10 protein-coding genes and 1 pseudogene are annotated in these 14708 nt (G+C 32.6%); 10 read left to right on the plus strand and 1 reads right to left on the minus strand.

Annotated features, from left to right (window positions below; translation table 11 throughout):
* Positions 1-608 precede the first annotated feature (608 nt).
* The 3 genes from ACIQZA_RS01605 to ACIQZA_RS01615 are packed head-to-tail and all read left to right on the plus strand — an operon-like array spanning position 609 to position 3103.
* Positions 609-1562 carry an ABC transporter ATP-binding protein gene (locus ACIQZA_RS01605; protein WP_400934352.1) on the plus strand — a complete coding sequence of 318 codons (954 nt, stop codon included), beginning with the start codon at positions 609-611 and terminating at the stop codon, positions 1560-1562.
* Entirely contained in the window at positions 1543-2322 is a 780-nt protein-coding gene (locus ACIQZA_RS01610; protein WP_400934354.1) for an ABC transporter permease, read from the plus strand. Before ACIQZA_RS01605 ends, ACIQZA_RS01610 begins: the two co-directional genes overlap by 20 nt.
* A 1-nt stretch (position 2323) precedes the next feature.
* On the plus strand, positions 2324-3103 hold the full coding sequence (locus ACIQZA_RS01615) for an SDR family NAD(P)-dependent oxidoreductase (RefSeq protein WP_400934356.1): 780 nt from the start codon (positions 2324-2326) through the stop codon (positions 3101-3103).
* A gap of 33 nt (positions 3104-3136) precedes the next feature.
* Here the strand turns inward: ACIQZA_RS01615 and ACIQZA_RS01620 are convergent.
* A pseudogene (locus ACIQZA_RS01620) lies at positions 3137-3701 on the minus strand (IS3 family transposase); the annotation flags it as partial.
* Between the two features lie 379 nt (positions 3702-4080).
* Between ACIQZA_RS01620 and ACIQZA_RS01625 the strand changes: the two are divergent.
* The 7 genes from ACIQZA_RS01625 to rimP all read left to right on the plus strand — a co-directional run bounded on the left by ACIQZA_RS01625 (position 4081) and on the right by rimP (position 14695).
* Positions 4081-8043: a non-ribosomal peptide synthetase gene (locus tag ACIQZA_RS01625; RefSeq protein WP_402880065.1), complete on the plus strand. Its 3963-nt coding sequence runs from the start codon at positions 4081-4083 to the stop codon at positions 8041-8043.
* Between the two features lie 4 nt (positions 8044-8047).
* Positions 8048-9106, plus strand: a complete 1059-nt coding sequence (locus ACIQZA_RS01630; protein ID WP_402880063.1) for a GntG family PLP-dependent aldolase — start codon at positions 8048-8050, stop codon at positions 9104-9106.
* Positions 9103-10539: an argininosuccinate lyase gene (locus ACIQZA_RS01635; protein ID WP_400934362.1), complete on the plus strand. Its 1437-nt coding sequence runs from the start codon at positions 9103-9105 to the stop codon at positions 10537-10539. The genes ACIQZA_RS01630 and ACIQZA_RS01635 overlap by 4 nt, the downstream gene beginning before the upstream one ends.
* A 19-nt stretch (positions 10540-10558) precedes the next feature.
* Positions 10559-11491: a GHMP family kinase ATP-binding protein gene (locus ACIQZA_RS01640; protein WP_400934364.1), complete on the plus strand. Its 933-nt coding sequence runs from the start codon at positions 10559-10561 to the stop codon at positions 11489-11491.
* Positions 11472-12521, plus strand: coding sequence for a cysteine synthase family protein (locus ACIQZA_RS01645; RefSeq protein ID WP_400934366.1), 1050 nt, complete (start codon positions 11472-11474; stop codon positions 12519-12521). Before ACIQZA_RS01640 ends, ACIQZA_RS01645 begins: the two co-directional genes overlap by 20 nt.
* Entirely contained in the window at positions 12478-13725 is a 1248-nt protein-coding gene (locus tag ACIQZA_RS01650) for an ATP-grasp domain-containing protein (RefSeq protein ID WP_402880061.1), read from the plus strand. The genes ACIQZA_RS01645 and ACIQZA_RS01650 overlap by 44 nt, the downstream gene beginning before the upstream one ends.
* 499 nt (positions 13726-14224) lie before the next feature.
* Positions 14225-14695, plus strand: a complete 471-nt coding sequence (gene rimP / locus ACIQZA_RS01655) for a ribosome maturation factor RimP (RefSeq protein WP_142507439.1) — start codon at positions 14225-14227, stop codon at positions 14693-14695.
* Positions 14696-14708 lie beyond the last annotated feature (13 nt).

A 14708-nucleotide genomic window follows, 5' to 3' on the forward strand; every position in this document is an offset into this window, starting at 1 on the left:
ATAATGATATGGTTCCCCTATGGAAGACAGAAAAGAAAGTAAATTAATCTGTCTACTATAGGGGATTGTTTATGGGAAAGAAGCACGAAACTTAAAACGTACGTTGTAAAAGAAAACTTTTAGATCTGCACCTAAAATGTGATGCAATGTGAAAGAGATAAGGAAGCTTATCTTGTTTAAGAGAGTTGCCATAGCAGAGATTTACAAGCTTTAAAACCTAATGAGAAAGGGCGTTACAGGACTTATTTATTGGGTCTTTGATGCGGAGAGACTATATCTTTCAGGTATTGAGCATTTTACATACTAATGAGTTGAGTAGTAACAAAAATGACTTAAAATTAATGATGACTCAATACGTAGGAATGCAAAAATAAAACATAATGGTAATTCTTCTGCATAAATCACTAGAGCTTTCAACATTAAATGAAACAACCTGAGCCCTTACAATATAGAACTCTTATTAATGAATGATGTTTCCTATTTAATTGCAAAACAAGAGGGTTTCCTTTTAATTTACACATAAACGGAGTTACATTGCGTAATATACAGATGTTTTATAACAACTTCCTTTATATGATGATAATAGAACTTCAAAATAAGGAGGTCTTATGAAAATTATTTACGATATAAAAAATGTAACTAAAAAATATCCCTCACGCAATATTACTGCTAACCAGGAGATTAATCTAGAGATTTATGAGGGAGAAATAATTGCACTTTTAGGACCAAATGGTGCAGGTAAGTCGACACTTATAAAGCAAATGATGGGACTAATTAAATCTACAAGTGGGAGTATACATTTATTTGGTGAGGACATACAAGCAAACAGTAAGTTTATTACTGAAAATGTATCATACTATGCTCAGGATCCGCACGCAATAACTTCATTGCGAGTATGGGAATCAGTTTATTTTTCCAGTAGATTAAAAGGATTAAATAAAGCTTCTGCCACCATAGAGGCAGATAGACTTATCGAACAAATAGGCTTAGAAAAATATAAAAATGATTACATTAAAAATCTCTCAGGAGGACAAAAGCGTTTAATAAGTGTTGCCCTAACATTAACAGGTAATCCTAAAGTCCTTATATTTGATGAGCCAACAAATGAATTAGATCCAGTTAAAAGGAAAAAGGTGTGGGAGATAATAACTGATAAAAATAAAGAAGGAGCTACTATAATTTTAGTTACACATAATGTATTGGAAGCAGAACAGGTAGTTGATAGAGTAGCAATTATAAACGAAGGAAAGATTGTAGCTTTAGATGGAATAAAACAACTTAAACATAGGATAGATCAACGAATGAGATTAGATTTATCAACTAATGATAGCTTAATAACTAATAAGTTATATACTTCATTTAGTGAAAAGGGACCCCAAAGAATAACGGATCATAAATTAAGATTATTGATTCAAAAAGATGAAGTAGTTAGTATTGTTAAAAAACTTGCTAACTTAAACGAGAAATTGGATTTCGATTTTTCACTTGTTCCTCCCACTTTGGAAGATGTTTATCTTCGTTTCGAAGGGGGTGAAAAAATTAGTGAATCAATTGGAATATAAACAAAAGAAAATGAGTGTAGGCCAATGGCTGACTGATTTATGGATTTTGGTTAGAATACAGTATGCAAATGTTAGAGAACAATGGATTTTAATAATTATTTTAGCATCTTTATTTCCATTAACAACTTTAATGTTACTTCATTTTTTTGTGGAGAATCCAACAAATGAAATGATATTAAGGATTGTAACTGGAAATATGGTTTTTGCCTTAATAATAACTGGCATTAATCTGCTTGCTCAAGATTTATCATGGCAAAAACACCGAGGACATTTTGTTTTTTATGCTACTTTACCTATTAGTAAGATAACTTTTATTTACGCAAATCTGATTAAAGGGATAATTACAAGTCTTCCTTCCTTCTTGATATTAGCAATGATAGGTGAAATGATTTATGACCTAAACTGGAGCTTTCATTGGTTTATAATTCCTCTGATTTTCTTGAGTATTTTGAGTATAGTGGGTTTTGGAGTTTTTATTGGATTTTGGTCGCCAAGCCCACAAGTAACTAATATTGTTTTACCTAGTTTAATGATGTTTTTAGGTTTTTTAACACCTGTTCTAATTGATAGTTCGCAACTACCTAAAGTGTTATATTGGCTGTCCTTAATTTTCCCAACAACTTACGTTGCTGAAGCACTGAGAGAGCTATTAATTAGCGGGCTTACTAAAGGAGTAATAATTAACTCAGTAATATTAATCATTTTTACTGTTGTTTCATATTGCTTAATATTAAAAAACATAAAATGGAGAATTGAATAGCATGAAAAAAAACGAAAATGACATGAATAAAGTTGTGTTAATAATAGGTGGAAATTCAGGTATAGGAAAAGGAATTGCGAGAAAATTCCTCGAAAACAGCAAGAATATAGTTATTATTACTGGTAGAGATATTGAAAAAGGACTTAACACACAAGAAGAATTGTCGAGGGTATCCAAAAATATTGAATTCTATCCACTGGATATTAATCATGCTCAAGATGTAGAAAATATTATTAAAACTATAGCACAAAAATATGGTAGAATCGATATCTCTTGTAATTGTGCTGGGATCGAACATCGCTTTGCTTCAATGATTGATTTGGAAGAAGAGGAGTTCGATAAAGTAATTAATGTTAACCTAAAGGGTGCCTGGTTATGTATGAAATATCAAATAAAACAAATGATGCGTCAAAGGAATGGTGGATCAATAATTAATATATCCTCAGTTAGTGGATTGAAGACTACCCCAAACGGTTCCATTTATTCAGCCAGTAAACACGGGTTAGAAGGTTTAACGAAAACAGCTGCTCATGAATTTGCAAGATTTGGAATAAGAATAAACAATGTTACTCCTGGATTAGTGCAAACACCAATGGCGAATAGAGTTTTAGGCATCAGTGAAGATGGTTCTGATGAGTTATGCAATAAATATATTCCTGCTGGTCGAATGGCTAGTACCAAAGAAATTGCTGAGGCAGTGTATTGGATAGCTTCAGATAGTGCAAGTTATATCATTGGACATTCTTTAGTGGTAGATGGCGGTCTAGCTCTTGGGAGATGAAGTGACCCCTAAAAGTTAGACACGGTTATTTCATCAGGCAGCTTGGGTAAAATGAGTTCGGTATTGCACCGAACTCATTTTTAATCCTTGATCCGTTTCGTATTATAGTAATTCTATTTTAAAATTCTCAATACTTTCAATTTCCCTCATGTAAAGGAATTCAGATTTCATAATTCCAAAGAAATTCTCCATGACAGCGTTGTCGTAACAGTTTCCTTTACGAGACATCTTGAACAATTCCTCTTGATTTTAAGGAGCGACGATATTTCTTCATTTGAGTGCCAGCCTTGATCGGAATGCATAAGTAGCTAGTGGTGCTCAGGTAAACGTTCGAACGTTTTGTCTAACATGTCTGAAACAAGTGAATAGGTGGTCTAGAGCCAATTGTATACGTGATAATTTCCCCGTTAATTAAATAGAGCTTACCTCCAAATAATTTAAACTCTGTGATATCCGTTACCCATTTTTATTAGGGCCTCAGCTGTAAAGTGACGGTCTAAAATATTTAGACCAATTTTGCCAACGTTTCCTTTATAGGATTTATATTTTTTCACACTAAGCATTTTAAACCAAGCTCTTTCATGATACGTTGCACCTGTTACAGGTGAGTTCCCCTAGCCGGATAGCTCAAAAGAGCTCTCTGTCCTGCCCTCTACCGTGGTATTACGCCCGCGGAGCCCAAAAAGTGGGACAAACTCCGCTTTCTACAGAAAATTGGTCTCCACTTTACTTCGAATAGTATAAAAGATTCCACTAACAATTCCCAAAAAAAGAATGACTAAGAACGTTTACGAAAATTTTCTTAACTAAGTTTTTTTAACAGTGGGGCTACTTTTATATTACAGTTTATGTGTTTTGTAAAATTAATTTTGTTATTCTCACTTACTTTGCGTTATTTACTAATGATTATTCTATTTAAAAAAATTATACTTTGTTAAAGCTAATCATCCAAAAATTTTTTTTAGGAGTGATAAAGTATGACTACTGAAATAAAAAGCAAACCCATAACATACTTCAAATTAAAGCCCTCATTTTCCCAAGAGAGATTTTGGGTTCTTCATAATTTAGAACCGCATAAACCTACCTATAATATCTCAAAAGTTTTTCGTTTTCACGGGAATTTAAAGTTGGAGGCATGGAAAAAAAGCTTAGAAGAATTAATAGAACGTCATGAGATCTTAAGAACTAGTTTTATATTTGAAGAAGAGCTATTTCAACTTATTACAAGTAATACAACCCCCTCTTTTGACTACTTAGAATTATTAGAGGGTGAGGCACGGGAAGTAATAAACGATTTTATTCATCAGCCATTTGATATTGAATGTGATGACTCTCTATTTAAAGCAAAAATAATAAAAACAGAATTAAATGTTTATTATTTTGCATTAAATATTCATCATATTCTTTGTGATGGACCATCGTTGGGGATATTAATTAAAGATTTATTTAGTTTATATAACCACAAGGTTAGTAAAACAGCATTAACATTACCAGAACTAGATATTCAATTTGCAGATTTCGCAGAATGGGAAAGATCCCTACAAGAGGAAACTAGTTACAAAGAATCTCTAGAGTTCTGGAAAGAAAATTTAAAAGATGCCCCTGCTAAAGTAAATTTTAATAAACACGGAACTGCATTTGGATTTAATGGGAAAACTAGTAGATTCATATTACCGAGTGAATTACAGCAATTCATTAGAGAAATTTCAAAATCCAATAGAACAACTGTATTTACTACCTTATTAACTGCATTCAAAGTATTGATTAACAAGTACACATCACAGAATGAAGTCAGTATCGGCTCACCTGTAAGTTTGAGAGAGAACAAACAACTTAAAAATGTTATTGGACTTTTCATCAACACGGTAGTCATTAATTCTAAGATTGATCCACACACTTCGTTTTCGGATAACGTAAACCATATTCAAGCTAATGTTTTTGAATGTTTTAAACATAAATATATTCCTTACGATTTAATAGTAAAAGAAATTAGTCCTGATAGAGAAGATATTAATAACTCGTTATTTAACATAATGTTTGCGTTACATTACGCTACCGATAAACCTAAATTAGAAGGTATAAAATATGATGAGATTCGATTAGATAACAGTACCAGTAAATTTGATTTATCTCTTTCTATAATTATAGAAGACGATCGAATGGGGATGGAAGTAGAATATAATACAAAAATTTTCAATGAAAATTATATCAAGCAGATGTTTGGTCATCACTTTATGACATTACTAGCTAATTTGTCTAACAATGAAAACAAACCTTTAAAGTACCTAGAAATTATGACTGAAGAGGAACAAAATAATATTTTGTTAAACAATATCAAAAAAGAGATGCCTCCTAGAAAGTGTATACATGAATTATTTGAAGATCGAGTTGCAGTAAACCCTCAAGCTATAGCTTTAACATTTAGAGAGCAGACGCTAACATACTTTGAACTCAATCAAAAGTGCAATAAGTTAGCAGGGAAACTTAAACATAAAATTGAGAGCGGGTCCCCAATTGGCATATATATGGATCGTTCAATGGAAATGATTATTTCGATAATAACTGTTTTAAAAATGGGGGGAGTGTACGTACCGCTTAATATAGAGGATCCACCAAAAAGAACAATAAATATTATAAAAAAAGCAAATGTAATATTTGTTTTATCAAATAAAGACAGTAAAGATAAATTAAAGAAATTTATTAATATAGAATCTTATAGTTTTAATGAATCAGATTTACCTATAGATGAATTCATGAATAATCCTTCAACCAAAACAACACCCGAAAGCATGCTTTCAATTTACTTTACTTCTGGCTCTACTGGTGAGCCAAAGGGTGTAATAAATCATCATATTGGTTGGATTAATAGAATGAACTGTATGCAACAGACTCATCATTTACAAGTTGGTGACTCTGTACTGCAGAAGACTTTATATACCTTTGATGCATTTGGTTTGGAAGTATTTTGGCCATTATTGTTTGGCGGGAATGTATGTTTGTTAGAGGCTGGAGAACATAGAAATCCTAGATCCATTATTGATGCAATGATAAAACATAAAGTTATCTTTCTTCAAGTTGTGCCTAGTATGTTAAATGAAATAGTCAGAGAATTAAAAAAAGAAGACCTTTCCTGTTTAAGTAGGCATTTGAAATTTATAGCAAGTGCTGGTGAGCCGTTAACATCTAGTTTATATAGAAGTTTGATAAAGAAAATAGATTGCCCTGTTTATAATACATGGGGGCCAACTGAAGCCTCAATTGACGTTACCCAATACTTATGTAGGGAGGAAGATCAATTTAGCGATGAAATTATTTCAATAGGTACACCTATGATGAATAATGAGGTGTATATATTAGACGAAAATCTAAACCCTGTACCTGTGTATGTAACGGGTGATATATATGTATCTGGTATAGGACTAAGTAAGGGATATGTAAATGATCAAGAAAAGACGAGTGCATCATTTATAAATAATCCTTTTAAAAAAGACACAATTATGTATCGAACTGGTGATAAAGGATACTTCCTTGAAGATGGAAATATAAAATTTGTTGGACGTGAAGATAACCAAATAAAACTTAGAGGAATCAGAGTTGAATTAGATGAAATTGAGAGAGTAATTAATAATAGCAAATTAGTCAATCAAGGTGTTGTGAAAGTAATTAATCATAATAATAATTACAAGCTTATAGCATACATTTCATTGATATCTGAGCATAGTTCTGCAATGCAGGAAGTTAAAGAAGAACTGACTTCCAAATTACCAATGTACATGCTGCCAAATCATTATGAGGAAATGAAATCTTTACCGTTGTTGTCCAACGGAAAAATTGATAGAAAATCATTGCCGATACCAAATTTAAGCACAATATCACAGTCAAAATTGGTTTTGCCAAGAACAAACAAGGAACTCATCATCTGTCGATTAATGAGTAATCTATTAGGGCACAATCAAATAGGTATTAATAGTAATTTCTTTGATATAGGAGGTCATTCTTTAAATGCATTTAAATTGCTAAATAGTATCAACCAAGAGTTTAAAATAAATCTCCCTTTAAGTTTTATTTTTAAAAATTCAACTATTGAAAAAATGTGTAAAGTTATTGAAAACAGGAGATGTCTGGAAGTTGAAAAATCAAATATAATTCTGTTACAAAACGGTGATGTAAATAAGGCTCCCTTATTTTTAATACATCCCGGTGGAGGAGGTATTATATGTTACTACGAGTTTGTAAGAAAAATGAATATCGAAAATCCAATTTATGGAATACAGTCTTTAGGGTACGATGACAATAGAGAACCTTTGAAATCTATAAAGCACATGGCAGAAGAGTACATTAAAGGAATCGTAAAAGTGCAGCCCACTGGGCCATATATTTTAGCTGGTTGGTCATTAGGCGGGACAATTGCGTTCGAAATTGCACACCAATTAGAAAAAATGCATAAAACTGTGGATTTTTTAGGATTAATAGATACATATCCTATCGATAGTATGAAAGATAGCCTTAAGGTGGCACAATCCCGCAAAACTCCGATTGAGGCGTGGGCTACAAGGCTAAACATTTCCTTCGATACGGATACAACCCAAAAAGAAAAAATTAAACTAATCCATTCAGAAGTTAAGAACAGAAAAATGATACCCCTAGAGTCAACTATCAATGAAACAAATAAAATCTTAGAAGTAATGTACTGTAATAATATGGCTGCAGAAGATTTCTATTGTGATTACTATTTAAATCACAATATCCATTTATTTAATGTTAATGAATTATCTCATATTAACCCCATACCTTTAGTAGATGCTAATGTGTGGAGAGAAAGAACAACCAAAAAATTATTTATCCATGAGATAGATGGGGATCATCATAATTTAATGGATAAGTCCAAAGTAAGTAAACTTGCTAATACATTTAAAACTTTACTAGAAGATAGGAGGTAAAAAAGTGATTGAACTGAGAAGCGATACCTTTTCTTTGCCTAGTGTAGATATGCTGAATTCTATTAGTGGGGCTATATTAGGTGATGATGTATACGGTTTAGACTTAACTGTTAAAGAATTAGAAAAAAAGGCTGCAAATATGCTAGGCAAGGAAGATGCAATACTTATGCCTTCTGGTACTATGGCAAATTTAGCCTCAATACTCGCCCATTGTCCGAGGGGCTCCAAAGTTTTAGTTGGAAATAAATCTGACATTTATATTTATGAAGCTGGTGGGGCATCCGTATGTGGTGGAGTTATATATGAACCGATTCAAACAGAGACAAATGGTACTTTAAAAATAGGGAATATAGAAAAAGCATTTCCTGTTGATACTGATGATCCACAGTTCGCATTACCTGCGTTACTTTGTATTGAAAATCCTAGTAACCGCACTGGGGGGAATATTCTACCATTAGGATATTTAGAAGAGTTGTTCCATTTTACTAGGGAAAAAGAAATAGCTTTGCATATGGATGGTGCGCGAATTTTTAATGCTGCTATTGCATTACAGATACCGGCAAATCGGATTGCTATGTATGCTGACTCGGTGCAGTTCTGTTTATCGAAAGGTTTATCAGCTCCTATAGGGTCAATCGTGGCAGGTACCGAACAATTTGTCAGTAAGGTTAGAAGGATTAGAAAAATGCTCGGTGGGGGGATGAGGCAAGCAGGGATAATTGCGGCACCTGGCATTATAGCGTTAGATAATATGCATCAGACCTTGCAAAAAGATCATAGCAGAGCTAAAAACTTAGCAAGTTACTTAAGTTCAATTAATGAGATTGAACTTAATGCAAATGTAGAAATTAATATGGTTTTTTTTACTTTAAAACCTGAATATTCAATAAATAAATTTATTACTACTTGTGCAATGTTTGGACTAAATATAGATGAGTTAGAGCCAGGGATTATTAGGGCAGTTTTGCATAGGAATATTAGCGATGAAGATATATTAGATACAATAGAAATTATACAAAGAGCTCTACCTCTTTCGAAGAAAGAAGGGGGGATATATCGTTGATACATTTAACAGGTAGGATAACCCAAAAGCCAAATGAACTCGTTAATGCGTACATTTTGGAGCCGCATTTTAGTTACGAAGTAGAAAACTTATTGAAGTACTATGTTGAAATTGAACTTGTCATGAATAAGGAATACGAAAGGCTAGGTTTAATTAGTAATAACGAAAGAATTAAAATAGACGAGGCTCTAACCACTTTAGATGCCTCAATTATAAAGGCTAATCCATTAGAAAACATGTCGGATATATCTTTTGCAATAGAAAAGTACGTTGAAAAAATAATGGAAGATAAACTACCTGATAAATGGCATAGCGATAGAAGCAGAAACGATATACAAAGTTGTGCCCAAATCATGTTGTTAAGAGATCAATTATTAAACCTAGAAAGCCAAGTATCGGGATTGATAAAAAGTTTAATTAATAAGTCTTACGAGTCAATTGATAAGCCGATTCCAGGGCGTACTCATTATCAACCTGCTCAAATTATTACACCTGCCTTTTATTTTATATCAATTGTTGAGGAACTAACTCATATTAGAAATTCACTATTAAATATTTATGATTATGTCAATCAATGTCCATTAGGGGCTGGTTCTATGGCTGGGTTAGAATATGAATGGAACCGAGTGTGGATTGCTAGAGAACTAGGCTTTATAAAACCTAAAAACACTGCACTATCTGCTATAGCATCTAAGCAAGGTCATCTTGAAGTCGCAGCCATGCAAGCAAATTTAGGCGTATTGATTAGTAGATTTGCAACTGATCTTATTGATTGGTTGGTAAATAATTATATAGACTTACCAGATGAGTTATCTGGTATATCTTCAGCTATGCCACAGAAGAAAAATTATCCAATTATGGAGAGGATTAGAGGTCAAAATTCCCACATGATATCTTTTTATAATGGGTTAACTTTGTCTCAAAAAAATACACCATTTACAAATTTAGTTGAGACGTCTAAAGAAGGAAGTAAATATATACTAGAACTATTTAGGACGACGAACGTAAATCTAAATTTATTAAAAATAGTTATAGAAAATATGAAATTTAATGAAGATAAAATGCTAAAAGACTGTTCAAATGAATTTTTTGGTGGATTTACGCTTGCAAACTACTTATCAAAGGAATACGGAATTCCGAATAGAAAAGCTCAATCCATTGTGGGTTCAGTAATTCGAACAGCTATCGAGAATAATCTAACCCCAATGAATCTGAGCTCACAAATAATACAAGAAGTTAGTGAGAAGCATGGGTATAGTGTGTATATAAAGGATCATCAAATACAAAATCTTTTCTCTGTAAAACAAAACTTAAATAAACAGACTCTAGGATCAACTAATCCATGTTCAGTAGAATCCATGTTGAAAGATTATAAAATAATTAATAAAGAAATTGATGATGTCTGGGATAGTAGAAAGAAACCAAATGATTAAAATTTAGGAGGTTGTAAATTTGTATACTGACATTCTAAATATCCCTAGCAAGCTTCCTGTAAGACAAGAAGGAACCGGAATTTCTAGTGGAACTTTTGGGGAAATGTTGCAAGGAGTACTTACGAACGGTAAACCATTTTTGGTCACACTGCCCATTAATAGGTTTTCTAAAGCAATTTTCAAACCTTCTCTTGCTAAAGAATCAATTGAGGTAATACCTGAATTTAAAGTAAAAGCGAAATGCCTTTGTGAAATGATATTAAGAGATAATAACCTCCCATTAGGAGGTACATTAGAAATAGTGAGTACAATTCCTGTAGGAAAAGGGTTAGCAAGTTCCTCTGCAGACTTAGTAGCTGTGTCAAGGGCAATTGAATCAGCCTATGATTTTACATTAGATATTAATAAATTAGAACAGTATCTTGCTAGTATAGAACCAACAGACGGAGTAATGTACCCATCTATTGTTTCTTATTATCATCGAGAAGCAAAATTAAAAGATTATATTGGTAATGTACCTGCATTAACAATCGTTTCGCACGATGAAGGGGGAGAAATCAATACTATTGACTTTAATAGAAGATATTATAAATATGAAATTGATGTAAAACAAGAATATGAATTATTACTAAAAAAATTAATTACTGCAATAAACAACAATGATTATAAAGGGATTGGCGAAATTACAACAAGAAGTGCGATTTTACATCAAAACGTTTCTCCAAAGAGAACTTTAAATCAAATGATAGATATAAATAATGAAATTAATGGACTAGGTGTTGTGATAGCACACAGTGGCACTTATATAGGTATTTTAATTTCTCAACATGATGAAGAGTATTATGAAAAATTAGGCATTGCCAAACAACTTATTAGCAAACTATCGGATGATGTTCAGGTAATGCACACTATTAACCAAGGAGAGAAATGCTATGGAAAACAATTTAATTGACTCCATTGGAAATACACCTCTGGTTAAGTTGAGTCAATCGAATATTTATGCCAAATTAGAATTGTTAAACCACTACGGTATGAAGGATAGAGTTGCTAAAAATATTCTTTTACAAGCTAAAAAAGATGGTAGTCTAAAACCAAATGCTACAATTATAGAAAGCTCTTCAGGAACTATGGCACTGGGAGTAGCAATGGTTGGTACGGCACTTGGTCACGAGGTTATTATAGTAACGGATCCGAGAATTGATCCATTGACTTTAGTGAAATTAAAAACATTAGGTGCTAATGTGCATATCGTTGAAAAGATGAATGAGCATGGTTGGCAAGGTGCTCGGCTTGAATATGTATATGAGCTTTTCAAGATTTTCCCAAATCATTTTTGGCCAAAACAATACGAGAATCCTAATAATCCAGGAGCGTATAAGACACTTGCTAATGAGCTTATGAAAGAATTAAAAAATATCGATTACTTAGTTGGCGCCGTAGGTAGTGGAGGCTCATTATGTGGAATAGCAAGTCAACTTAAACGATATAATAAAAATCTAAAAGTTATAGCTGTTGATAGTGCAGGTAGTGTGATTTTTAATCAACCTTTAAAGAGTAATAGACTTCAAGGTGGATTAGGAAATAGCATAAAACCCCAAAATGTAAATTATGACATAATTGATGAGGTACACTGGCTAAACGACAACGAGGCTTTTGAATCGACCTTAAGATTAGGAGAAAAAGAGAAAATATTTGCAGGTAACAGCTCTGGGTCAGTGTATACAGTTGCATCTTGGATTAGTAAACAGATTAGTAGTGATAAGGTAATTGTAGCGATTTTTCCTGATAGAGGAGATCGATACCATAATTCAATATATAGTAAGCAATTCTGGAATGAGAACAATCTAAAACTAGGGACCATTCCTAATAACCCTACTATGGTTACAGAAGGTGATGTAGTAGAAAGTTGGTCGTACTCAAATTTACGGGGGGATAGTATTGAATACGAAGAAACCAAACATAATTCTATTCATAGAGTCTAATACAACCGGTACAGGAAAAAAAGCATTTGATGTTGTTAAAAAACTTGGGTATGAAGGGCTTCTTTTAACCAATGATTTTTCTCAATATAATGGTTTTGAAGGGATAGAGTATCTAACTTGTGATACTAATAACATTAAGGAACTAAGTTCTACAATTGAATATATAGGAGTAGAATCTATTGTTGGTATCATGAGTACCAGTGAATACTATATAGAAATATCTGCTGAACTTGCAAACCAATATGGCTACAATGGTAATAATCCAAATTTTATTAGAAACTATAGAGATAAGGCACTTCTCCGAACCAAACTCTCAAAGAAAAAACAAATCATGCAACCAAAATACAGAATAATAGAAAAATATGGAGATTTAAAGAACTATAATGATGAGATTAGCTTTCCGTGTATTGTAAAGCCTACTGAAGATAGTGGGTCAAATGATGTTAAATTATGCTTTTCTGATAAAGAAGTCGGTGACCACGTCAATGTGATTTTACAGAAAGATACAAATATGCGAAACCAGAAAATGTACCCAAAAGTCTTGATTGAAGAGTATATCGAAGGGAGAGAATTCAGTGTTGAGTTCTTCGTAAATAAAGAAGAATTCAACTTAATAGGTATTACAGAAAAGACAACTATGGGTATGCCTTTCTTTGTTGAAAGCAGGCACATATTCCCTGCTTGCATTTGTCAAGATACTAAAAAACTTATTCTTCAAACTGTTTCAATTGCAATTGAAGAATTGGGATACTTAAGAGGGGCACTCCATGCTGAAATTAAAGTCTATAAAGGCAATTGTTATATTATAGAGATTAATCCTAGATTGGCTGGTGGTATGATACCAGAACTAGTAAAACTGTCGACAGGAATTGATATTCTTGAGCAACATATACTTTCAATTTTAAATAAAAGAGAAATTAAAAAAATTAACATCGATAGCTTTGCTGGTATACAGTTTATTACTTCACCTTCTGATGGTATTTTAGAACAAATCAGTGGTATTGAAGAAATAAAAAACTTACCTGAATTTCACTTGGTCTCAATTAATGCTAAAGCAGGTACAATGATTAGAAAAGCTAGAAACTCCTCTGATCGATTGGGGTATATTATACTTAAATCGAATTCCTATAATGATTTAAATGATAAATTAAACTATATTATTGAAAAAATAAACATTAAGCAAAATGGATATTTAACTACCTGACTTTTGTGAACCTGCATGATAGGTGTACTGCAAAAGAAGGAAGATAGAGGTCGTGTTTCTAAAACATTAATCAAATACATGGATCAGCTAGGCTGCTTAGAGGGGATGACTGATACTAATCAGCTAACACTTTTCTAATATCGATTGTGGGATTAAATTAAGGTATCAGATATAATGTTCATGCAAATAATACGGATAAAGTGAATTCTTTATGACTAAATAAAGTGTCAATTCAAATTTCAGACATAACAATGGCTATATACAACTGTTGTCTAGTTGAAGGAAATTTGCATTGTGCTGTAAACTATGCTATCCTTATGGTAATAATTTGTTGATATTTTTCCAGCAAAAGAGTGGGACCTTCCCGCTCTTTTCTGTTGTTATACCGTAGCAAAACAAATTTTTGACTAACAGCAGGTAAGACCGTTAAATTTCACCAAAGCTACTGGTGGAATTTCTGTTTTATTACGCCAGAATTTGATAGATACAGGAGGAAATAATGAGCAAAGTACCATCTTTAATTGAAGAGCTCGCCAAACCGATTGTTGAAGAGTTAAATCTTGAGCTTGTAGATGTCGAGTTCGTAAAAGAAGGACGTAACTGGTTTTTACGTGTTTATGTGGATACACCTGAAGGTGGAATTGACATTGAACAATGTGCTCAAGTTAGTGAACGACTAAGTTTGCTATTGGATGAAAATGATCCAATTACACAAAACTATTATTTAGAAGTTTCTTCACCTGGAGCAGAACGTCCATTAAAAAAAGATACTGATTTTGAAAATGCGATTGGCAAATTTATTTATGTTAAAACCTATGAGCCCATCAAGGACATGAAGGAATTCCAAGGCTACTTAACGTCATACGATGAACATACATTAGTGATGGAAGTACGCATTAAAACGCGTAAAATTACAGTAACAATTGAACAAGAAAAAATCGCATTGGCACGACTAGCCATCGATTTTTAAGCATAATGCATAT

Source organism: Lysinibacillus sp. NPDC096382 (assembly GCF_044762845.1).
Taxonomy (GTDB): Bacteria; Bacillota; Bacilli; order Bacillales_A; family Planococcaceae; genus Lysinibacillus.